Genomic DNA, 21711 nt, shown 5'->3' with positions numbered 1-21711 from the left:
GTCACCCACACACTTGCCCAAGAAGCGTAAAGAAATGGTAATGGGACACAACTGATTTGTGCCCGAGGCGCGTCCGGCGTGTGGCGCGCCGTCCGCGCTTTCGCGCGGACCGGCGCCGGGGCCCGCGCCGCCCCGCTCCCCGGCTCCGCCCGGCGCTCGCCCCCGCCCCGGCCCGGGGCGCTTCCCGGCCCGGCCCCGAACGGCCGGGACCACACCCCCACCAGCGCCGAATGCGTGCAATGATGTGCCCGCCAACTGCATACCGGCCGCTTGAATCCACGCGGGAGAGTCCCGGGCACCTCGGTGCCGGGCGCCGAAGGAGCAAGTTCCTCCCTTGAATCTCTCAGGCCCCGTACCGCGTGCGATGAGGCAGATCTGAAAAGCGGGCCGCCCTGCGCGGCTCCACCCAAGGTGCAAGTCACGGCCACCGGTACGTACGGTCACCCGTACATACGGTCGCGACGAACCTCTCAGGTTCCGATGACAGATGGGGAGGGTCGTCCTCGCCCGCATGCCCTTGGGAGCCCTATCCATGAGCAACGCCCATCGCCAGACAGCGCTCGACGCCCTTCATCGCTCGCTGGGCGCGACCATGACCGACTTCGCGGGCTGGGACATGCCGCTGCGGTACGGCAGCGAGCGCGACGAGCACCACGCCGTCCGCACCCGGGCGGGCCTCTTCGACCTCTCCCACATGGGCGAGATCACCGTCACCGGTCCCGCCGCCGCCGCGCTGCTGGACTACGCCCTGGTCGGGAACATCGGTTCGGTGGGTGTGGGCCGGGCCCGCTACACCATGATCTGCCGCGAGGACGGCGGGATCCTGGACGATCTGATCGTCTACCGGCTCGGCGAGACCGAGTACATGGTCGTCGCGAACGCCGGGAACGCCCAGACCGTGCTGGACGCGATCACCGAGCGGGCCGCCGGCTTCGACGCCGAGGTGCGCGACGACCGGGACGCGTACGCGCTGATCGCGATCCAGGGCCCGGAGTCCCCCGGCATCCTGAAGGCCGTCACCGACGCCGATCTGGACGGTCTGAAGTACTACGCCGGCCTGCCCGGCACGGTCGCCGGGGTCCCCGCGCTGATCGCCCGTACGGGCTACACCGGCGAGGACGGCTTCGAGCTGTTCGTCGAGCCCCGGCACGCAGAGGAGCTGTGGCGGGCGCTGACCGAGGCGGGCGCCGCCGCCGGTCTGGTCCCCTGCGGTCTGTCCTGCCGGGACACCCTGCGCCTGGAGGCGGGCATGCCGCTGTACGGGCATGAGCTGACCACCGGCCTCACCCCCTTCGACGCCGGTCTCGGCCGGGTCGTGAAGTTCGAGAAGGCGGGCGACTTCGTCGGCCGCGCGGCCCTGGCCGCGGCCGCCGAGCGCGCCGAGAGCGCTCCGCCGCGGAAGCTGGTCGGGCTGATCGCCGAGGGCCGGCGGGTCCCGCGCGCCGGGTATCCGGTGGTCGCGGGCGGCGCGGTGATCGGCGAGGTCACCTCGGGCGCGCCCTCGCCCACGCTGGGGAAGCCGATCGCCATCGCTTATGTGGACGCGGCGCACGCCGCCCCGGGCGCCGAGGGCGTCGGCGTCGACATCCGCGGGGCGCACGAGCCGTACGAGGTCGTCGCGCTGCCGTTCTACCAGCGCGCGAAGTGACGTCCGGCGCACCCGACGGCCTTCGGGCCGGCGCGCACGGCGACGTCCCGGCCTCGGCGCGCGACGGCGCTCCGGACGAGACGTACGGGCGCGTCCCGGCCTCGGCGCACCGCCCGCGCGGCGGCGCGACGGCCGACGCGTACGGCGCGCACGACCGCGTACCGGCGTCAGAAGTGACCAGCGGCACCCCGCCGTACCCCCAGCACGTACATCCGCCCTTCCCGCATACAGGAGAATTCAGGTCATGAGCAACCCCCAGCAGCTGCGCTACAGCAAGGAGCACGAGTGGCTGTCGGACGCCGAGGACGGCGTGTCGACGGTCGGGATCACGGAGTTCGCCGCCGGCGCGCTCGGTGATGTCGTCTACGCCCAGCTCCCCGTGGTGGGCGACACCGTGACCGCGGGCGAGACCTGCGGAGAGCTGGAGTCGACCAAGTCCGTCAGCGATCTGTACTCGCCCGTGTCCGGTGAGGTCACCGAGGCCAATCAGAACGTGGTGGACGACCCGTCGCTGGTGAACAGCGCGCCCTTCGAGGGCGGCTGGCTGTTCAAGGTGCGGGTGAGCGAGGAGCCGAAGGACCTGCTCTCCGCCGATGAGTACACCGCCTTTTCCGGTAACTGACCACGACTACGACAGGGACCCGAGATGTCGCTTCTCAACACCCCTCTCCACGAGCTGGACCCGGACGTCGCCGCCGCCGTCGACGCCGAGCTCCACCGTCAGCAGTCCACCCTGGAAATGATCGCCTCGGAGAACTTCGCTCCGGTCGCGGTGATGGAGGCACAGGGCTCGGTCCTCACCAACAAGTACGCCGAGGGTTATCCGGGTCGCCGCTACTACGGCGGCTGTGAGCATGTCGACGTCATCGAGCAGATCGCGATCGACCGGGTCAAGGAGCTGTTCGGCGCCGAGCACGCCAATGTGCAGCCGCACTCCGGGGCCCAGGCGAACGCGGCGGCGATGTTCGCCCTGCTGAAGCCCGGCGACACGATCATGGGTCTGAATCTCGCGCACGGCGGGCACCTGACCCATGGAATGAAGATCAACTTCTCTGGCAAGCTCTACAACGTGGTCGCCTACCACGTGGACGACGCCACCGGCCAGGTCGACATGGCCGAGGTCGAGAAGCTGGCCAAGGAGTCCCGTCCGAAGCTGATCGTGGCCGGCTGGTCGGCGTACCCGCGCCAGCTGGACTTCGCCGCGTTCCGCCGGATCGCGGACGAGGTCGGCGCTTATCTGATGGTCGACATGGCCCACTTCGCGGGCCTGGTCGCGGCCGGGCTGCACCCCAACCCGGTGCCGCACGCCCATGTGGTCACCACCACCACCCACAAGACCCTGGGCGGCCCCCGCGGCGGAGTGATCCTCTCCACCCAGGAGCTGGCCAAGAAGATCAACTCCGCGGTCTTCCCGGGTCAGCAGGGCGGCCCGCTGGAGCATGTCGTCGCGGCGAAGGCCGTCTCCTTCAAGGTCGCCGCCTCCGACGACTTCAAGGAGCGCCAGCAGCGCACCCTGGACGGCGCCCGCATCCTGGCCGAGCGCCTGGTGCGGAGCGACGTCACCGAGCACGGCGTCTCGGTGCTGTCGGGCGGTACGGACGTGCACCTGGTCCTGGTCGACCTGCGCGAGTCCGAGCTGGACGGCCAGCAGGCCGAGGACCGTCTCCACGAGGTCGGCATCACGGTCAACCGCAACGCCGTCCCGAACGACCCCAGGCCGCCGATGGTCACCTCGGGTCTGCGGATCGGCACCCCGGCGCTCGCCACCCGCGGCTTCCAGGAGGACGACTTCCGTGAGGTCGCCGACATCATCGCGGAGGTGCTGAAGCCGTCGTACGACACGGAGGCGCTGCGCACCCGGGTCTCCGCGCTGGCCGCGAAGCACCCGCTCTACCCCGGTCTGTAGAGATCGCCCGCGCGCGCGGGCGCACCTCACGGACGATTTCTTCGGGGCACCGCGCACACTGGGGAGTGAGCGCGGTGCCCCGCCCCGTTCTCCGGCGCCACCCGTACCGCCGGGCCGCCCCGTCCCTGCCCCGTCCCCTTCCTCACCCCGCCCCCCTTCCTCACCCCGTCCCGCTTTCTCGCCCGTCCCGCCCTCGCCCCGCTCTCGCACGAGGCGCTTCGCGCCGCTGAGTCACCTGGCAGACAACGGCGTCTGACAACGTCCAAGGAGTTACCCCGTGGCCCTCTCGGTATTCGACCTGTTCTCGGTCGGCATCGGCCCCTCCAGCTCCCACACGGTCGGCCCGATGCGCGCGGCCCGTATGTTCGCCCGGCGACTGAGGAACGAGGGCCTGCTGGAGCGCACCGCCACCGTCCGGGCCGAGCTGTACGGCTCCCTCGGCGCGACCGGCCACGGCCACGGCACCCCCAAGGCCGTCCTGCTCGGCCTCGCGGGCAGCTCCCCGCGCACCGTCGACGTGGAGACCGCCGACGAGCAGGTCGAGCGGATCAAGGAGTCCGGGCGGATCAGCCTGCTCGGCGAGCGGGAGATCGACTTCGACTTCGACGCCGATCTGGTGCTGCACCGCCGCAAGACGCTCCCGTACCACGCCAACGGCATGACGGTCTTCGCGTACGACGCCGAGGGCGCGAGCGTCCTGGAGAAGACGTACTACTCGGTCGGCGGCGGGTTCGTCGTCGACGAGGACGCGGTCGGCGAGGACCGGATCAAGCTCGACGACACCGTGCTGAAGTATCCTTTCCGCACCGGTGACGAGCTGCTCAGGCTGACCCGCGAGACCGGTCTGTCGATCTCCGCGCTGATGCTGGAGAACGAGAAGGCCTGGCGCACCGAGGACGAGATCCGGGCCGGCCTGCTGGAGATCTGGCGGGTCATGCAGGCCTGCGTCTCCCGCGGAATGGCCCGCGAGGGCATCCTCCCGGGCGGTCTGAAGGTCCGCCGCCGGGCCGCGAACTCCGCCCGCCAGCTGCGCGCCGAGGGCGATCCGCTGGCCCGCGCCATGGAGTGGATCACCCTCTACGCGATGGCCGTGAACGAGGAGAACGCGGCCGGCGGCCGTGTCGTGACCGCGCCCACCAACGGCGCGGCGGGCATCATCCCCGCCGTGCTGCACTACTACATGAACTTCGTCCCGGGCGCCGACGACGAGGGCGTCGTCCGCTTCATGCTCTCGGCCGGCGCGATCGGCATGCTCTTCAAGGAGAACGCCTCCATCTCCGGCGCCGAGGTCGGCTGCCAGGGCGAGGTCGGCTCCGCCTGCTCCATGGCGGCCGGCGCCCTCGCCGAGGTCCTCGGCGGCACCCCCGAGCAGGTCGAGAACGCCGCCGAGATCGGCATGGAACACAACCTCGGCCTCACCTGCGACCCCGTCGGCGGCCTGGTCCAGATCCCCTGCATCGAGCGCAACGGCATGGCCGCCGTGAAGGCCGTCACCGCCGCCAAGATGGCGATGCGCGGCGACGGCACCCACAAGGTCTCCCTCGACAAGGTCATCAAGACCATGAAGGACACCGGGGCGGACATGTCGGTCAAGTACAAGGAGACGGCGCGGGGCGGGCTGGCGGTGAACATCATCGAGTGCTGATGCCGGGAGCCGGGCACGGATGACGATCACCCAATAACAAGAGTTTTGTTAAAGTGGGTTCATGGTCACCTCTTCCGCTCCCGGCGAAGGCCCTGTCCGTCCGGTCTCCGTCTCCCTCCACGAAGGCACGATCGCCGCCCTCAAGGCACGGACCGGCAAGCGAGGCATGTCCGCCTACGTCGAAGCTCTCATCCAGCGCCAGCTCGAGCGGGACCTGCTGCGCGAACTCATCGAAGACGCCGAAGCGGAACACGGCCCGGTGGACCGGGCAGCGGTCGAGACCAAACGAGCGATCCTCCGCGGCGACACGGCCGGCTCGGCGACTTCCGGCTCGGCGGACGCGGCGTGAGCGGAACACTCGTCCTGGACTGTGAGGGTTTGTCCAAACTCGTACGGCGCTCACCCGAAGTCACCGAGTGGCTGGCCGCGGCCGAGGACGAGGACATCCGCGTGGTCACCAGTTCCGTCACTCTGGTCGAAGCACGCGACCCCAAGGTCAACCAGGCCCGCTTCGACTACGCCGTCTCCCGCGTGAACATCGTCCCGCCCACTGAAGCTATCGCCCGCCATGCCAGCAAGCTCCTCGCCAGCGCCGGCCTGCACGGCCACAAGTACGCCCTCGACGCCATCGTGGCCGCCACCGCACTCGCCTCGCCCGCCCCCGTGACCGTACTGACGTCGGACCCCGAGGATCTCCTGATGCTGTGCCGCCCCGGCGTCCGCGTCGTCAAGGTCTGACCCCGCGGGCCGAACGCGAAGAAGGATTACCGTCGCCCCGTTCCAACGATTGCCGCACCGCCGGGTCCCCGTGGAGCGCGACGGTGGCCGGTGCGAGCAGGAGGGCCAGGGCGGTCCAGCGCTGGGACGCGGACTGCCATCGCGGTGGGTCGGCCGGGTCGCTGAAGAGTTCGATGCCGGGCGGGAGAAACAGCAGGAGCAGGACGCAGGAGGCGAACAGGGCCGTGGCGGCCGGGCCGCTGCCGCGGCCCTGGGTAAAGCGGGTCGTGAGCATGGCGCATGTCATCGCGAGAAGGCTCAGTGCCAGGGCGGTGACGGCCAGATCGCCGTAGGGGAAGATCTCGCGGTCCTCGGCGGGGAGCGCCCGGCGGACCAGGGCGGCCTCGGACCACCAGGCGATGGAGAGGAACGAGAGCGCCGACGTGGTGCGCAGGCAGCGTCGGAGCCATCGGGGCGAGGGGCACAGACCGGTGGTCGGGGCGGACGGGTCCTCGAGGGCGAAGCCGACGCCGGCGACGCCCACGGCCGCCGAGAGGAACAGCAGTACGGCTGCGGCGCCGGGGCCGACGGGCACGTCGAACACAGCCGGGACGGCGCAGGTGACGACGCCCAGGGCCGATCCCCCGAGCAGCGGTGCGGTCCGGGCCGCCCGGTGCTCGTGGGGAAGGAGGGCGCGGGCCTGTGCCATGAGCCGACGCCGGTCTCCGGCGGCTCCAGGAACAGCCGGCGTGGGAGCGGACGCCGAGGTGGGCCGGGGATCGTTCACCGCGCGCATTCCCGAGTGGGGCGAGGAGGCGCGGGCACTCCCAGGAGTTCCGCGGCGCGCGCCGCGGTCGTGGTGGGCGAGGCGAGTTCTCGCCATGACGCGTGTACGGTACGGGCCACCGTGTCGCGGGGCCGGTCGAGCAGCGCCATGCCCAGATCCGCCTCCGCCCGGCCGAACTGGGCGGTGCTCATGACACTGGCGAAGCCGACGAAATCCCCGCCGGACCGGCGGAGGACGGAACTCAGGGCACGCCCCGTCGCCGGGGTCGCCTGCCCGGCGAGCCACACGGAGAGGACGGCGCGGGAGCCGCACACCCGGGATATCTCGTCGTCGGCGGCCGGTCCGGGGTCCGCGTCGTCGCCGACGACGGCGCGGTGGGCGAATTCGGCGGCGAATCCGGCGGTGGCGCTGGTGCTCAGGTCGTCGTGGTCCCCCCAGTGGGTGCCTACGACCACCGCGCCGGCGGTGCCCGCGCGCCGGTCGTCCTCCCGCCATGTCCGCAGCAGCCGGAAGGTTTCGATCATCACGACGGGACCGGTGATGGGCGTGATGCGCTGGCGCACGACGTACGGCTCGTCTCCGACGCCCTCCGGGAGGGCGTCGAGAATGCCGTGGACGACAGGGGCCCACTGGGCGCGCCGGTCCGCGAAGTCCGGAAAGGCGCAGTACCGGACTCCGCGCTCCTCGTCGCACCGCTGTTGCTCCGACGGTGTGTACAGGGCGCGCTCCTGGGCCGCGCCGTCCCGGGGATGCTGGAGTTGAACGGCTCCGAGGGCGATGGCTCCGGAGAGTGCGAGGACCGCGCCCGCCCTGACCGAGGTGGCTCTCAGACCGGCCCGCAGAAGGGTCCCGGAGGCGCAGATCGCGGCCAGGAGCACGAGATAGCCGAGGTGGAGGGCGGCCGGACGGTCCAGAAGATGAGCGGGCAGGGCGGTCCGCATGTCGTCTTCGTGGGCGACCGGCAGTAGCCAGCGCCAGGATTGGGAGTCGGCGATCCCGCCCACCACGGTGAGGACGGCCAGGAGGCCGAGGACGAGCGGACCCGCGGCGCCCGAGCGGAACAGCGTGCCGACCAGTACGGCGAGCGCTCCGGCGAGCAGGACGACGGCCGGGCCCGTGGCGAGTTCGGCGGCGGATGGAGTGCCGACGGCCCCGGGCAGGAGCGCCAGCCAGGCGATGCGTACGGAGGCCAGCAGGGCCGTGAGCACCACGACGGGCAGCACGGCCAGCAGATGGGCGGCGGCTCGCCGCCACCGCGGGAGGACCATGAGGGCGAACCACGGTTCCGTCTCGTCCCGGGTGGACCGCAGAACGGCGAGGTGCGAGGCGAGGAAGACACCGGCGGCGGGCAGCAGAAGCTGTGTCTGGAGAAATCTGTCCTGGTCGTGCAGGACGGGGAGGGCGACGGTCCCCGCGATCGAGGTCCGGTACGTCCACAGCAGCAGGCAGAGCGCCGTGCTGCCGAGGACGAGCGGATGCAGGAGCAGGCGGCGGGCCTCCACCGCAGCGAGGGATCGCACGGGCCGTGCGGCGGTGGCCGGGCGGGCGGGGGCGCTCGCGGGCGCCGGCCGGACGGCGCTCACGCGGTGCCGCCTTCCTGGGGAGCAGCCGGGAGGCCGTGGGCCGAATTGAGGAGCAGGTAGGCGTCCTCCATGGTGGGTTCTGCCAGTTCGGCGCCCGCTGGGGGAACGCCGATGTTGCGGTGGTCGCCGGTGCCGGTCCGCCAGCCCGCGATGGATCTGGGGTCGCGGTCGCGGCTGAACCAGACCGATCCCCGGGCGACCTCGCTCAGTTCGCGGGGGCTGGAGTCGTGGCGGACCCGGCCCCGTGCCAGGACCACGACCCGGTGGCACAGGGCGGCCACGTCCTCGGTCTGGTGTGTGGACAGGAGGACGGGGCGGCGGACGGCGAGTTCGGCGATCAGTTCGCGAAATCGCAGCCGTTGCTCGGGGTCGAGACCGACGGTCGGTTCGTCGAGGACGAGCAGTTCGGGGCTGCCGATCAGCGCCGCGGCCAGGGCGACGCGCTGGCGCATCCCGCCGGAGAGCGCCTTGATCTTCTTGCCGCGGTGTTCGCCCATGCCGACAGCTTCCAGGACCCGCCGCACCTCGTCGTGACGGGCGCGGCGCTCGGTGTGCTCCTTGAGGATCGCCACATAGTCCACGAACTCGAACGCGGTGAAATGCCGGTGAAATCCCGGCGCCTGCGGCAGATAGCCGAGGCGGCGGCGGATCTCCTGCCGCTGGGCGGGCGCCCTGGGGTCCCGCCCCAGCACTCTCACCTCCCCGCTCGTGGGGATCACGGCCGTCGCCAGTACGCGCATCAGCGTCGTCTTCCCCGCGCCGTTGGGGCCGAGCAGACCGGTGACCCCGTCGCTCAGCCGCAGGGTCACCTCTTCGAGCGCGAAGGTCTTGCGGTAGCGGACCGTCAGCCGGTGGACGGAGGCGCCGGCCCTGTCTCGGGGTGCGGTGGTCATACGTGGATCTCCTTGTCGACGTCGAAGTCGGCGCGCTTCAGCACCAGCAGGAGGCCGGCGGCGAGCAGCATCCCGGCGAGCGCGGCCTGTGCGGCCGGTGAGAACAGCAGGTCGGAGTGGCGAGTCAGGGTCACCGCGAAGAGCCATCCGCCCGTGCTGACGGCGACGGCGGGCACGGCCCCGGCGCGCGGCAGCAGCAGGAGACAGACGGCGGCGACCAGAAGGGAGGGAAGGACCCAGCTGAACGCCCGGAGCCCGGGACCGGGGAGGGCGAGTGCGGCGAGTGCGGTCAGCGACACGGTGGCGCCGAGCACGGCGGTCATCCGCAGCAGAACGAGCCGGAAACCGCTCGGGGCGGCGACCGTCCCCAGCTCGTGCGCAGGATCGCCGTGTCGGCCGATGGACACGGCGACTCCGACGGCGGGCAGCAGCGGGGCTGCGGCGAGGAAGGCCACCGACGCCATGGCGACCTCGGACCATGCCAGCAGGACGGCCGTGACCAGCGTCAACACGGTGCCGCAGAGCCAGTTCACCCGCAGCAGGGGGGTGGCGGCCAGCAGCCGTGCCGTGTGGTCGGGCGCCCCGGCCGCGAGCAGCAGCCTCTCGGCGCGCCCGGGAACCGGTGCGTCGAGCGTGTGGTCGAGACGCCGCCAGCCGCGTTCGACGGGGGCCGGGTCGGCGGTCGCGGCGAGCCGGGCCCGGCAGACGGCGCATCCGTCGACATGGGTCTCCACCGGGTGCAGTTCGCCGCGGTCGAGGGCGCCGAGGGCGTAGCGCTCCAGTACGTCCGGGACGGGGTGCCGGGCTCCCGTTTCCCTGCCTCTGTTCACGTCCCACACTCCCCGCTCGTTCGTTTCCGCCGGTCCGGTAAGGAGCCCGGGCGCCGGGCGCCGTCGTCTCCCCGGTCGTGGCCAATCTCGCCGGCGCCGGGCTCGCGGGCCGCTTCCGCGGCCCGGTCGTGGGCAAGTTCCTCGCGCAGACGTCTGCGGGCCCGCATGGCCCGGGTCTTGACCGTTCCGACGGGCAGGCTCAGCCGGTCGGAGGTCTGCCGGGTGGTCAGCCCGTCGATGAGGGTGGCCTGGACGACCTCGCGGAGATCGTCCGGGAGTCGCCGTACGGCCGCCTGGGCGCCGCTGAACTCGCCGGCCTCCAGGGCCTGCTCCTCCGCCGACGGGGTGCTCTGCCGGCGGAGGCCCGCGAGCAGCCTGTGCAGGCGGCCCTGGCGGCCCCGAGTGCGCGCGGCGTCCGCGAGCCGTCGCTCGGCTATGCGCCAGAGCCAGCCCGCGCAGTCCCTGACCTCGGGAGGGCGCTTCCGTGAGCACGTGTGCCACACGGAGAGGAAGGTCTCCTGGATCACGTCGTCGAGCTGGGCGGCGTCCGCGCAGCGGTATCGCAGCCGGGCCCTCAGCCAGGGGGCGTAGCGGCGGTACAGGGCCTCGAACGCTTCGCGGTCGGACTCGGCCAGGGCTGCCAGAAGTTCGCCATCGGGTTCCTCATCCATCGCCGGACTCACACTGCCTCGTCGGAACGGAGCAGCGGTTCGGTTCACCCATTCTCTATGGCGTGGGTCACAGAACCCCGGGCCCGCTCCCGGATTTCGGCGGGCGCGCCGGACACGTCGCCGGAGTCGTACCGCCGGCCGGCAGGGGCCCGCGGGCCGGGGGCTCTTCGGCGTGGGTCAGCGGAGCCCGAGGCGGGCGCTGATCCAGTGGGGGTCGGGGAGCACGGTGAGGAGGGCCGAGACGACGATGACGAGGGTGAGGAGGGCCAGTTCGGCGCGGGCGGGGTGCTGGGCGTCGAGGCGGGATTGGAGGAGGAGGCGGCGGGCGGTGAGGGCGAGGGCGCAGACGGCGGCGACGAGGAGGAGTTTGGCGATGAGGACTCGGCCGTAGGCGGAGGTGAGGATGACGTCGGGGGGCAGTTTGCGCAGTGTCGAGGCGGTGCCGGTGGCGGCGAGCAGGGCGAGGAGCCAGGCGGCGGGGCGGGCGTAGCGGCTCAGTACGGCGAGGGCGTCGGCGCGGTCGGCGCGGCGGAGCCACATCAGGCGCAGGGCGCAGAGGAGCCCGCCGGCCCAGAGGGAGGCGGCGGGCAGATGGACGGCGGTGAGCGCGGCGCCGATCTCGGGGGTGTACTGCTCGGGGTGGGCGCGCAGCGCCTCCGCGCCGATGACGAGGACGAGCGGGACGAGCGCGAGGGCCGGGCGGCGCAGGGCGGCGCAGCCCGCGGCGGCGAGGAAGCCGTTCGCCGTCAGCAGGAGGAGCCGGCCGTCGCGGGTGCCGTACGCGGTGGCCATGTCGATGTCGCTGACGGAGGCGAGCAGGGCGATCTGCCCGGCGGCCCCGGCGGCCCCGGCGAGCGCCGCGTACAGCGACCAGGGCCGGGGGCTCGGTCCGCCGACCGCCAGCCGCCGGCCGGCGAGTTCGCCGAGGTGGATCGCGAGGGCGGCGAAGACGACGGTGCGCAGCACGGTGGTGGCGCCGGCGGCGGGTACGCGCAGTTCGCCCGTGCCCCGGGCCGCGAGGGGGCCGCCGAGCAGGGCGACGGCGAGTGCCGCGACGGCGCCCGCGAAGGTCAGCGCGGCGAGGGTGCGCGTGGTGCGGCGAGCGGCTCTGCGGCGGGCGGCCCGGCCGGTCGCCAGGGCTCCGGGGGTGGTCACCCCATGATCGTCACCGGGGGTTGTTCTCATCGCAAATCGGACTGGTCCGGATATCCCGGGAGATCCGGGGCGGCTCCCCGGGTGTCCGCCGGGGAGCCGTTCCGGTCGTTCAGGCCTTCTTCTTGTTGAGCGAGGCCCAGAACTCCTCGAAGGTCAGCTGACCGTCGCCGTTGGCGTCCTTGGTCTTGATGATCGCCTCGGCGACCGTCTCAGTGACATAGAAGTCGCCCAGCTGCGCCATCACGCTCTTGTACTCCGCCGCCGTGATCAGGCCGTCCCGGTCCAGGTCGTACCGGTCGAACGCCCTGCGCGCCTCGTCGATGTCCGTCACTGCTTCCGCCCCTTCTTGATGCTTGACCCCACTACTGACGGAGATCAGATTATCGGCACGCCCGGCTGTTCCGTGCCGGGGGCGGTTCGGTGAGGATGTGCGGATGAGCGATGAACTGGCAGAGCTGCTGCGGGCCGCCGCACGGGGGGACTTCCCGCCGCCCGACGGCGGTACGCGGGTGATCGCGCAGCCGAACGGCCGGGACGCGGGGGTGTTTGCCTTCACCGCGCACTCGGTGGTCTGCGCCGACGAGGACCCGGCGTGGGTGCGCGAGCGGCTGGCGGCCACCGGGGCGGATCCGCTCGCCGCCGCGATGCATCCGGTGTTCCTGGCGGCGCTGCTGGCGCGCACCGGCCGGGTGATGGACTGCGTCGATCTGGTGTCGGTGGCGGACGCGCTGCCGGGCGTTCCCGGTCTGGCGCTGCGTGAGATCGAGGACCCGGACCATCCCCGGGTGGCGCGGGCCCGGGCGTACCGCGACGAGGTGCGGGTGTGGGAGGCGGGCGGCGGGCTGCTGGTGCTCGGCCGGGGTGTGGCAGGCCGCTGGGAGGCCGCGATCGAGGTGGACGAGGAGGCGCGCGGCCGGGGGCTGGGCCCCGCGCTGGCGCTGGCGGCCCGTCATCTGGCACCGGAATCAACGGTGTGGGCCCAGCAGTCGCCGGGCAACGCCCGCAGTGTGCGGGCCTTCCAGAAGGCGGGGTTCCGGCCGGTGGGCTCGGAGGCGCTGCTCTCGGCCGCGCCGCCCCCGCCGGTGCGCACATCCGGGCACGCCGGCTGAGTACGCGTACTCACGACCGCGGCCCGATCTCGGGTCACGATGCTGATCACCGTTGTGACCAGGAGGTCTCCTTCATGCTCAGCCGCCTCGCCGAAGCCCTGACGCCCGTCGTCGGACGGCTGACGGTGACCGTCGACGCGGGCGTCGACTTCGCCCCGGGCAGCGTCATCGCCGCCAACCACACCTCGCTCGCCGATCCGGCGGTCGTGCTCGCCGCGCTGCGCCGGCTCGGTGTGGAGCCGGTCGTGATGGCGACGGCCGGGCTGTGGCGTGTGCCCGTGCTCGGCCGGGCGCTCGTCCGCGAGGGGCACATACCCGTGCGCCGCGGCGACCGGCGGGCCGCCGAGGCGCTGAACGACGCCGCCGCCGCGCTCGGCCGGGGACGCCTCGTCCTGATCTACGCCGAGGGGCGGCTGCCGCTGCGCGCGGATGTCGCGGAGGCGGCCCCGGAGGCCTTCCGGAGCGGGCTGTCCCGGCTGGTGCACCTCACCGGCGCGCCCGTGATTCCCCTCGGGCAGGCCGGGTCCCGCCGTATCTCCTCCGGAAGCACCGTGAAGCAGCTCGCGGGAGCGGTCACCGCGCCTCTGCGCCGTCCCCCGCTCCATGTCCATGTCGGGACGCCGGTCGTGCTCGCGGACGAGCGGCGGCGTACGGCGGACGCGCGGGCGGCGGTGACCGCCGCGTGGCGAACGGCCGTCGGGCATCTGGACGGTACGCCCCGGTCCGGGCCCTCCCCCGCGCCGGCGCGGGCCGCCGGGGGCTGAGCGCACACCCCCCGGCTTCGTGTCGGACCGGCCGCCCGCCCCCACGGCCGGCCCGACGAGACGCGACGCGGTACGGGCGGGCTAGGCGACCGGGTAGGACGTGCGCCAGGGCCGGTAGTGCGGATTGTCCTGGCACTCGTTCATGATCTCGGTCTTGCGGACGCGGTCGACCGGGCAGACGCCGACGATGAACTCGCGCGCGACCCCGCCGGGGAAGGCCACCTCGACCTGGGAGGCGTACTTGTGGGCGTCGCCGATGGTCTTGTTGACGTCGACGCCGCCGGGGGCGTCCACGTAGTAGTTCCAGCCGCTCTTCCACGACTTGTACAGATCGTGGTCGTAGGTGGTGGAGACATAGGGGGACGCCTGGTTGACCAGGACGTACTTCTCGATGTCGTACTGGCCGTCGAGGGGGGCCTTGGGGTGGAAGCCCTCCTCGAAGACCACCTCGGGGCCGCGCCCGTCGGAGCGGTAGAGCTGACGGCAGTCGGTGCGCCAGACGGGGTCGGGGGTGATCCTGGCGGGGTCGACCCGGGCGTCGGCGGCGGCGAAGAGCCGGTTCTCGACCCGGGGACAGGAGTTCGCGGGGGCGGCCCGGAAGGCCGCCGTCCGGACGGCCGGGGCGGGTGCGGAGGCGGAGGCGGGGGCGACCGGGGCGGAGGAGGCGGCCGAGGTGGCGGCGGCCGGGAGCAGGGCGGCGGAGAAGGTGAGCGCGAGGACGACGGCCCGTCGTCGCAGTCGAGTTGTGATCATAGGGATCACCATCGCGGGCCTGCGAGGACGGGCCGGGCACCGTCGTCCGGCGGTGGGCGTGTCCGGGCGGCGGGTTGACGGGCCCTCCGGGCCGCTCTCCCTCGGTCGACCAGGACCAGGACCAGGACCAGGAGAACCGAAGCGGCCCGTCGGTCCGTGCGCCCGCCGACCCGCCGACCCGCCGACCCGCCGGCCCGCCGGCCCGTCAGCCCGTCAGAGCATGGGCCGGTCGGCCCATGAGCCCGTCGGGCTGTCAGCGGAAGACCCCGGTGTGACCGAGGGAGTACCGGCCCGGCTGGGGATAGACCGCCAGCCCGTGCGGACCGCCGCCCACCGGGATGCGCGCCAGCTGCTTCCCGGACCCGGTGTCGATCGCGTACACCTCGTCGTCGTACCGCCCCGACAGCCACAGCACCTTGCCGTCGGCCGAGACGCCGCCCATGTCGGGGCTGCCGCCGTCCGGCAGCCACCACTTCTTGGTGAGCTTGTCCTGGGCGAAGTCGAAGACGGAGATGGAGCCCTCGCCCCGGTTGGGGATGTACATCTCCCGGGAGTCGCGGCTGATGTAGAGGCCGTGGCAGCCCTCGCCGGTGGGCAGCAGCTTCGGGGTGGTGAACTTCTCGCCGTCGAGCACCCAGACGCCGTGGGCCATCATGTCCGCGACGTAGAAGGTCTTTCCGTCCGGCGAGATCTTCACATCCTGCGGCATCGCGCCCTTGAACGGCAGCTTCTGCTGGGCGACGACCTCCATCTTCTCCGTGTCGACCTTGAGCAGCTCGCCGGAGAACTCGCAGGAGACGACGAAGTACCGGCCGTCCGCCGAGAAGTCCGCGTGGTTGACGCCGTAGCAGGAGACCGGGGTGGTCTTCACCCGGTCCATGGTGTGCGGGTCGCGGAAGACGAGTTCGCGGTCGAGGGAGGCCATGACCACGGCGTACTTGCCGTTGGGGGTGAAGTAGAGGTTGTACGGGTCGTGCACCTCGACCGGTTCGCCCGCGTCGCCGGTCGCCGGGTCGATGGGGGTGAGGGTGTGGCCGCGGTTGTTGTTCACCCAGAGGGTCTTCAGGTCCCAGGAGGGGACGACGTGCTGGGGCTGGGTGCCGACCGGGATGGTCTCGATGACCTCGTACGTCTTGGGGTCGATGACGGAGACCGTGTCGGAGTTGGTGTTGGGGACGTACACCCGGGAGGGGAACTTCCGCACCACCGGGGAGAGCATCCCGGGCCGGTCGGCGGCGTAGATGTCCTTGGGGTCGAGGACCGGCGGCATGCCCGGCAGTCCGGCGGGGACGGCGGGCCTCGGTTTCTCGGGCGGCGCGGCGGCCCTGGTCGTCCGATCGCCGGAGGCCGGGGAGCCGTCCGCGGCGCAGCCCGCGAGCAGGGCGATCAGGGCCCCGGTGACCAGTGCGCCGGTCCGCCGGGTGAGTCTCAGGGGAGTGGTTCGTCGGTGCATCAGCTCAGCAGCTCCGTGGTGGTCACCGCGCGCAGTCCGCGGCGGTCGAGATCGTCGAGGAGGGCGGGCAGTGCGGCGACCGTGTCCGCATAGCCGAAGTGCAGGCTCACCACGGATCCGCGCTGGATCCGGCCGGTGACCGTACGGACGACGGCCGCGGCCCCGGGCGAGGTGAAGTCGAGGGAGTCGACGTCGTACGAGAGGACGTGCGGGTATCCGGCCCGCCGCGCCAGGCGCAGCAGCAGCGGGGTCGAGAACTGGGTGCGGGAGGGGCGGAACCAGGTGCCGATGGAGCCGGTGAGCCGGTGCAGCCGCCGGGCGCAGCCGGTGATCTCGGCGTAGGCGTCGGTCTCGGACATCTCCGTGATGGTCAGATGGCGCTGGGTGTGGTTGCCGAGGTCGTGGCCGCCGTCGAGGATCCGGCGGGCGAGCGCGGGGTGCTGGTCGAGCCAGCTGCCGACGGCGAGGACGGTGACGCGGGCGCCGGCGCGTTCGGCCTCGGCGAGGACGGCTCTGGCGGTGGCCGGGTCGCCGCCGCCGTGGAAGGTGAGGGCCACCCGGTCGCGGTCGCGGGGGCCGTGGGTGATCTGCGCGGGGCGGCCGGGGAAGCGGCGGGCGGCGGGGGCGGGCCCGCCGCCGGGGGGCGGTGCGCCGGCCGAGTGCGGCGGGGCGGCGGAGGGGGACGCGGGCCGGTCCGGGGCCGCCCGGTCCGTCCGGCCCGCCCGCGCCCGCGCGGGACCGCCGTCGGTGCAGCTCGTGAGGGAGACGCCCGCGGCGGCGGCCCCCGCCGCGGTGCGCAGGGCGCGGCGGCGGTCGATCGAGGTCACGGGTAGGCAGCGTAGGCGCGAACCGGGCGAATAAGGATGATTGCCGCATTGAATATAGTCTGCGGGTCGGGAAAGCTGACGCGAACAGATCAAGGAAACATTCAGTCCGGGTGAACTTTATGCACTAAATACGAGGTAGGTGGCCCACCTCACCTGTGATTCACCGGCAATCTATCGCTATTTGTCACATATGCCCGAGTAGCGGATTTTGGCCCGGAGGCCCCCGTCTGCCATAGTCGGAGGAACGACCCCCATTGACCCGGGCCAGGTCGTCGTAAGCGGCCGTGGGAACACCCCCCTATCCCATGGCCCTCCACAGAAGCCCCCGGCGCCGACACCCTCGGCCCCACGGGGGCTTCTGTGTGCCCGGAGACCGCCGCGCTCGGACGCGGGACAGACACCGGCCCGACGCCAGGACCCCGGGCAGGCGAGGTCGAGGGCGAGGGGCGCAGAGCCGGGGCCGGGGCTCCGGAAGGTCCAGGATGCCGGGGCCGGTGGTCCGGGGAGGTCAGGACGCCGGGGCGGCCTGCCGTTCGGCCACCCGCATCTCGAACCAGGTCGTCTTGCCGCGCGGCAGCAGATCCACGCCCCACCGGTCGGAGAGCTTGTCCACCAGGAAGAGCCCGCGCCCGCTGATGTCCATCGGCTGGACCGGCAGCAGACAGGGCAGCCCGCGCGACGGGTCGCGCACCTCGATCCGGATCCAGCCCCGGCGGCGGAGCATCCGCAGCCCGAAGACCCGGGCGCCGGTGTGCCGTACGGCGTTGCCCACCAGCTCCGAGACGAGCAGGACCGCGTACTCGGCGGTCTGCGCGGTGAGCGCCCACTGGTACAGCACCACACAGTGGGTCAGCCGGCGGGCGGTGGCGGCGGATTCCGGACGGGAGGGTAGCCGGACCTCCACCTCGGTGGGATTCCCGTACAACTCCAGGGCCCGCAGCGCCTGTTCGTCCTCGACGGCGGCCGTCCACCGGGCGCCGGCAGCGCTGTCGCACTGCCGTGGTTGTTCCACACCTTCGAGGCCCGCCATGCGTCCCATCATCGCCCGGGCCGGGGGCCTCCGTGGCCGTTCCGGGGGAACAGGGGGGTGGGGGCACCCCTGTCCGGGGGTGCCCCGGGGCATATGACGGGGGCCGGACGCGCACTCCTGTTCCCCTGCCGAGCCGCGTTGACACCCTGTCAACAGGGTGTCCGCCCGCGCGCCGGAGGCCCTCCGTCAGAAGCCCGGCGTCAGAGGAACCTGGCCTTGCCCGGGCCCTCCTCCACGAAGCTGCGCATCCCGCGCTCGCGGTCCTCGGTGGCGAAGAGGCCCGCGAACCATGTGCGCTCGATGGCGAGACCGGTCTCGATGTCGGTCTCCAGCCCGGAGTCGACGCACTCCTTGGCGGCGCGCAGCGCCAGCGCGGGCCCCCGCGCGAGCTGCGCGGCCCAGGCGCGGGCCTGCTCGTACACCTCGTCGGCGGGTACGACCCGGTCCACCAGGCCGAGGGCGAGGGCCTCGTCGGCGCGCACCTGGCGGCCGGTGAAGATCAGGTCCTTGGCCCGGGACGGGCCGATGAGCCGGGCGAGCCGCTGGGTGCCGCCCGCGCCCGGGATCAGTCCGAGCAGGATCTCCGGCTGGCCGAGCTTGGCGTTCTCCCCCGCGATCCGGAAGTCGGCGCAGAGCGCCAGCTCGCAGCCGCCGCCCAGCGCGTAGCCGGTGACGGCCGCGACGACGGGCTTGGGGATCCGGGCGATCGCGGTGAACGACTCCTGGAGTTCGCGGGAGCGCACCACCATCGCCGCGTGGTCCATCTCCCGCATCTCCTTGATGTCCGCGCCGGCCGCGAACACCTTCTCCCCGCCGTACAGGATCACCGCCCGCACATCGTCGCGGCGGGTCGCCTCGGCCGCCAGCTCGCGCAGCCGGTCCTGGACGGCGATGTCCAGGGCGTTCATCGGGGGGCGGTCCAGCCGGACGGTGGCGACGCCGTCCAGAACCTCGAAGTGCACAGTCGCAGTCGTCATGCAGGCAGGTTAACCGCCGCTAACGGCAGCGGTCCCGGTGCCGTGGGTCACAGCACCGGGACCGTACGGCGGGCGGCGCGGGACCGCGGGGACAGGCGGCGCGGGTCCGCACCGCGAGCGCCGGGGAGGCGCGGACCCGAGAGCCGGGAGACACCTCGCCGCGTGCCGGGAAGCAGGGCGGCCGGCGCTACTTCTTCCACTCCGACCAGGGCATGTTCCACCCGTTGAGCCCGTTGTCGGGCGCGATCAGCTCGTCCTTGGAGTTCTTCACGACGACCACGTCGCCGAGGAGCGACCGGTCGTAGAACCAGGCGGCCGGGGACTTCGCGTCTCTCCCGCCGCGCACATCGCGCAGCCCCACACAGCCGTGGCTGACATTGGCCGAGCCGAAGGTGGACGGGGCCGCCCAGTAGTTGCCGTGGATGAAGGTGCCCGAGGTGGACAGGCGCATCGCGTGCGGCACGTCCTTGATGTCGTACTCCCCGCCGAAGCCGACGGTGGCCCCGTTCATCCGGGTCACCTCGTACTTCTCGCTGATCACCATCTGGCCGTTGTAGGTGGTGGTCGCGGGGGCGCCGGCGGTGATCGGGAGGTCCTTGACCAGGCGGCCGTCACGGACGACTCTCATCCGCTGGGTCTTGGCGTCGACGGTGGATATCTGGCTGCGGCCTATGGTGAACGAGACCGTCTTGGCCTGCTTGCCGTAGACGCCCGGCCGGCCCTGCACCCCGTCCAGATTGAGCTTGACGGTGACCTTGGTGCCCGGGGCCCAGTACTTCTCGGGGCGGAAGTCGAGCCGGTCGTTGCCGAACCAGTGGCCCTCTATCGGCACGGACGGCTCGGCGGTCACCGTGACGGCCCGCTCGACGGCGGCGGGGTCGGTGATGCCCCGGGTGAAGTTGATGGAGACCGGCATGCCCACGCCGACGGTGGTCCGGTCCTCGGGGGTGTAGTGCCCGATGAAGGTGTTCTTCGGGACGAGGGTGGTGAAGGAGGTGTCCTTCGCGGACTCCCGGCCGTCCTCGTCGCGGGCGACGGCGTGCACCTTGTACCGGGTGGCCCCGGCGAGGTGGTGGAGCGGCTGCCAGGAGTCGCCGTCGGCGGCCAGCTCGCCCTCGATCTCGACGCCCTTGGAGTCGCGGACGGTCACCGTGGTCAGCCGGCCCCGGTCCGCGGTGACCTTGAGGGCCCCGCTGGTGGCGACCGCCTTGGCGCCGTCCCGGGGCGCGACGGTGACGACGGCCCGCGAGGCCTCGTCGGCCACCCGTCCCGAGTCCCGCGCGCCGCCCTTGCCGTCGGCGGAGCCGGACTCGGCGTCCCCGTCCCCTCCGCCGCACGCGGTCACCAGCACCAGCAGGGCCGCCGCGGCGGCGGCCCGCAGCGCGGAACCCCCGCGTCCGCGCACGGCGGCGGCCGTGGCCCCCGCTTTCGGGCGCTCCTTCAGCATGGTCTCTCCCCTCGCGCGGCCTGGCCCCGCCACGGTCCGCACACCCGTACGTCGTTACCGCACACGCGAACAGAGAACCACACAGCCGCATTTGGAGCCTTCTCGCGGATGTCACCGTTCAGTCCCAAGTTGTCCGGAAAACGTGCGCGGCAGAGGGGCGGAGAGCGCTGCTGGAGCGGGCGCGGGGCTCAGCCCAGGGCGGAGCCCGCCCGCCAGCGCCCCCAGTCCATGTTCCAGCCGCTGAGCCCGTTGTCGGGGGCGACCTCCTTGTCGGTCGAGTTGATCACCTCGACCACGTCGCCGACCAGGGTGCGATCGAAGAACCAGCCCGCCGGGGTGTCCCCGCTGCCCCCCTTCACATCGCGCAGCCCCACACAGCCATGGCTGACATTGGCCTGTCCGAAGGTCTCCGGGGCGGCCCAGTAGTTGCCGTGCAGAAACGTGCCGGACTTGGTGAGCCGCATCGCGTGCGGCACGTCCTTGATGTCGTACTCCCCGCCGAAGCCGACCGTCCTGCCGTCCATCCTGGTCATGTCGTGCATCTCGCTGACGACCATCTTCCCGTTGTACGTGGGCATCTTGACCGCGCCCACGGTGACGGGCACGGTCACCGGCGCGGCCCCCTCCCGCCGTACCCGCATCGTCTTCTCCTCGGCGTCCACCAGGGAGTGCTGGGAGCGGCCGATGGTGAAGGAGATCTTCCGCTGCTGGATGCCGTACGCGCCGGGGGCGGCCTCCACATCGCGCAGCCGGACGTCGACGGTGACCTCGGTGCCCGGCTCCCAGTACTTCTCGGGGCGGAAGTCGAGGCGGGTGTCGCCGAACCAGTGGCCCGCGACCGGCACCGGCGGGTCGGCGGTGACCTTGACGGCGCGCTGTACGGCGGCCCGGTCGGCGATCTTCTGGTTGAAGTCGAAGGAGACGATCATGCCGGTGCCGACGGTGGCGCGGTTCTCCGGTTTGAAGTAGCCGATGAAGCGGTGGTCGGGGACCTCGGTGGTGAAGGTGGTGTGGCGGGCCGAGCGGCGGCCGTGTCCGTCGAGGGCGACCACGTCGACGCTGTACTTGGCAGCGAGGTCCAGCCGGACGCCGTCCTTCGGCCGCCAGCGCAGCCCGTCCTCGGAGATCCCGCCCGGGACGCGGGCGGGCTTCTCGTTCTCGATCCGGGTGACGGCGACCCGTTCCAGCCGGCCGCTGGGCAGCCGCACCTCCAGCCGGCCGCCCGGGTCCACGTCCTTCGCGCCGTCGCCGGGGACGATCCGGATGGTCTCCTCGGGGGAACCGGCCTTGCCGCCCAGATCGAGGGCGCCGCCGGAGCAGCCGGAGAGCCCGGCGGCGATCAGTGCTGCCGACGCCAGGGCGAACGCGCCGCCCCGGCCTGCCCGTCTCAGTACATGTCTCACGGTCACGGTCACCCAACGACGGGGGCCCGCGACGGGAAACGTGGGCCCCCGACCGGGCGACGGCCGCTCGGCGGAGGGGCCCCGCGCGCGCCCCTCGCGGGACCGGGGACCGT

The 21711-nt window shown here is 72.5% G+C and carries 21 protein-coding genes, 1 pseudogene and 1 riboswitch; of the genes and pseudogenes, 8 read left to right on the top strand and 14 right to left on the bottom strand.

Features of this window, described 5'->3' with window-relative positions; genetic code table 11:
* Positions 1 to 271 precede the first annotated feature (271 nt).
* Positions 272 to 368: riboswitch (glycine riboswitch) on the top strand.
* A gap of 164 nt (positions 369 to 532) precedes the next feature.
* From gcvT to ACF089_RS01075, 6 genes are all read left to right on the top strand, one after another.
* The gene (gcvT, locus tag ACF089_RS01100; protein WP_392020115.1) at positions 533 to 1648 is read left to right on the top strand and encodes a glycine cleavage system aminomethyltransferase GcvT; all 1116 of its coding nucleotides are present in this window, start codon (positions 533 to 535) and stop codon (positions 1646 to 1648) included.
* 244 nt (positions 1649 to 1892) lie between these two features.
* Positions 1893 to 2270, top strand: a complete 378-nt coding sequence (gene gcvH / locus ACF089_RS01095) for a glycine cleavage system protein GcvH (RefSeq protein ID WP_392020113.1) — start codon at positions 1893 to 1895, stop codon at positions 2268 to 2270.
* A 24-nt stretch (positions 2271 to 2294) separates the two neighbouring features.
* Positions 2295 to 3554, top strand: a complete 1260-nt coding sequence (gene glyA, locus ACF089_RS01090; protein ID WP_392020110.1) for a serine hydroxymethyltransferase — start codon at positions 2295 to 2297, stop codon at positions 3552 to 3554.
* Between the two features lie 277 nt (positions 3555 to 3831).
* Positions 3832 to 5199, top strand: coding sequence for an L-serine ammonia-lyase (locus ACF089_RS01085; protein ID WP_392020109.1), 1368 nt, complete (start codon positions 3832 to 3834; stop codon positions 5197 to 5199).
* A 61-nt stretch (positions 5200 to 5260) separates the two neighbouring features.
* Complete coding sequence (locus tag ACF089_RS01080) at positions 5261 to 5548, top strand: hypothetical protein (RefSeq protein WP_392020107.1); 288 nt, start codon at positions 5261 to 5263, stop codon at positions 5546 to 5548.
* Entirely contained in the window at positions 5545 to 5937 is a 393-nt protein-coding gene (locus ACF089_RS01075; RefSeq protein WP_392020103.1) for a type II toxin-antitoxin system VapC family toxin, read from the top strand. The genes ACF089_RS01080 and ACF089_RS01075 overlap by 4 nt, the downstream gene beginning before the upstream one ends.
* On the opposite strand, the gene ACF089_RS01070 is transcribed toward ACF089_RS01075, so the two are convergent.
* The 7 genes and pseudogenes from ACF089_RS01070 to ACF089_RS01040 all read right to left on the bottom strand — a co-directional run bounded on the left by ACF089_RS01070 (position 5927) and on the right by ACF089_RS01040 (position 12166).
* A complete protein-coding gene (locus ACF089_RS01070) occupies positions 5927 to 6625 on the bottom strand; it encodes a hypothetical protein (RefSeq protein WP_392020101.1) in 699 nt (232 codons plus the stop codon). The genes ACF089_RS01075 and ACF089_RS01070 overlap by 11 nt on opposite strands.
* 74 nt (positions 6626 to 6699) lie before the next feature.
* Positions 6700 to 8223: an ABC transporter permease gene (locus ACF089_RS01065; RefSeq protein WP_392020098.1), complete on the bottom strand. Its 1524-nt coding sequence runs from the start codon at positions 8221 to 8223 to the stop codon at positions 6700 to 6702.
* A 59-nt stretch (positions 8224 to 8282) separates the two neighbouring features.
* Positions 8283 to 9179, bottom strand: a complete 897-nt coding sequence (locus ACF089_RS01060; RefSeq protein ID WP_392020095.1) for an ABC transporter ATP-binding protein — start codon at positions 9177 to 9179, stop codon at positions 8283 to 8285.
* Positions 9176 to 10009, bottom strand: a complete 834-nt coding sequence (locus ACF089_RS01055) for a hypothetical protein (protein WP_392020093.1) — start codon at positions 10007 to 10009, stop codon at positions 9176 to 9178. Before ACF089_RS01055 ends, ACF089_RS01060 begins: the two co-directional genes overlap by 4 nt.
* Positions 10010 to 10140: 131 nt before the next feature.
* Positions 10141 to 10680: pseudogene (locus ACF089_RS01050) on the bottom strand (RNA polymerase sigma factor); the annotation flags it as partial.
* A gap of 177 nt (positions 10681 to 10857) precedes the next feature.
* Complete coding sequence (locus tag ACF089_RS01045) at positions 10858 to 11865, bottom strand: CopD family protein (RefSeq protein ID WP_392020091.1); 1008 nt, start codon at positions 11863 to 11865, stop codon at positions 10858 to 10860.
* A gap of 79 nt (positions 11866 to 11944) precedes the next feature.
* Entirely contained in the window at positions 11945 to 12166 is a 222-nt protein-coding gene (locus ACF089_RS01040; RefSeq protein ID WP_392020089.1) for an EF-hand domain-containing protein, read from the bottom strand.
* Positions 12167 to 12269: 103 nt separating this feature from the next.
* On the opposite strand from ACF089_RS01040, the gene ACF089_RS01035 reads away from it, so the two are divergent.
* Positions 12270 to 12944 carry a GNAT family N-acetyltransferase gene (locus ACF089_RS01035; RefSeq protein WP_392020086.1) on the top strand — a complete coding sequence of 225 codons (675 nt, stop codon included), beginning with the start codon at positions 12270 to 12272 and terminating at the stop codon, positions 12942 to 12944.
* Positions 12945 to 13018: 74 nt separating this feature from the next.
* Positions 13019 to 13708, top strand: coding sequence for a lysophospholipid acyltransferase family protein (locus ACF089_RS01030; RefSeq protein ID WP_392020083.1), 690 nt, complete (start codon positions 13019 to 13021; stop codon positions 13706 to 13708).
* 81 nt (positions 13709 to 13789) lie between these two features.
* Here ACF089_RS01030 and ACF089_RS01025 read toward each other — a convergent pair whose 3' ends face one another.
* From ACF089_RS01025 to ACF089_RS00995, 7 genes are all read right to left on the bottom strand, one after another.
* Positions 13790 to 14461 (bottom strand): ADP-ribosyltransferase, encoded by a 672-nt coding sequence (locus ACF089_RS01025; RefSeq protein ID WP_392020080.1) that lies wholly within the window; start codon positions 14459 to 14461, stop codon positions 13790 to 13792.
* Positions 14462 to 14714: 253 nt separating this feature from the next.
* Positions 14715 to 15914: a YncE family protein gene (locus ACF089_RS01020; protein WP_392020079.1), complete on the bottom strand. Its 1200-nt coding sequence runs from the start codon at positions 15912 to 15914 to the stop codon at positions 14715 to 14717.
* Positions 15914 to 16741, bottom strand: a complete 828-nt coding sequence (locus ACF089_RS01015; RefSeq protein WP_392020077.1) for a polysaccharide deacetylase family protein — start codon at positions 16739 to 16741, stop codon at positions 15914 to 15916. The genes ACF089_RS01020 and ACF089_RS01015 overlap by 1 nt, the downstream gene beginning before the upstream one ends.
* Before the next feature lie 508 nt (positions 16742 to 17249).
* Positions 17250 to 17783, bottom strand: a complete 534-nt coding sequence (locus tag ACF089_RS01010; RefSeq protein WP_392020075.1) for an ATP-binding protein — start codon at positions 17781 to 17783, stop codon at positions 17250 to 17252.
* Positions 17784 to 17971: 188 nt separating this feature from the next.
* Complete coding sequence (locus ACF089_RS01005) at positions 17972 to 18748, bottom strand: enoyl-CoA hydratase/isomerase family protein (RefSeq protein ID WP_392020073.1); 777 nt, start codon at positions 18746 to 18748, stop codon at positions 17972 to 17974.
* Between the two features lie 187 nt (positions 18749 to 18935).
* Positions 18936 to 20195: an Ig-like domain-containing protein gene (locus ACF089_RS01000; protein WP_392020071.1), complete on the bottom strand. Its 1260-nt coding sequence runs from the start codon at positions 20193 to 20195 to the stop codon at positions 18936 to 18938.
* Between the two features lie 188 nt (positions 20196 to 20383).
* Positions 20384 to 21598: an Ig-like domain-containing protein gene (locus tag ACF089_RS00995; protein WP_392020069.1), complete on the bottom strand. Its 1215-nt coding sequence runs from the start codon at positions 21596 to 21598 to the stop codon at positions 20384 to 20386.
* Positions 21599 to 21711: the final 113 nt, after the last annotated feature.

The organism is Streptomyces sp. NPDC014894 (assembly GCF_043080985.1).
Lineage (GTDB): Bacteria > Actinomycetota > Actinomycetes > Streptomycetales > Streptomycetaceae > Streptomyces.
Note: the sequence above shows the minus strand (reverse complement) of the source record. Positions and strands in the feature narration are given on the sequence as shown.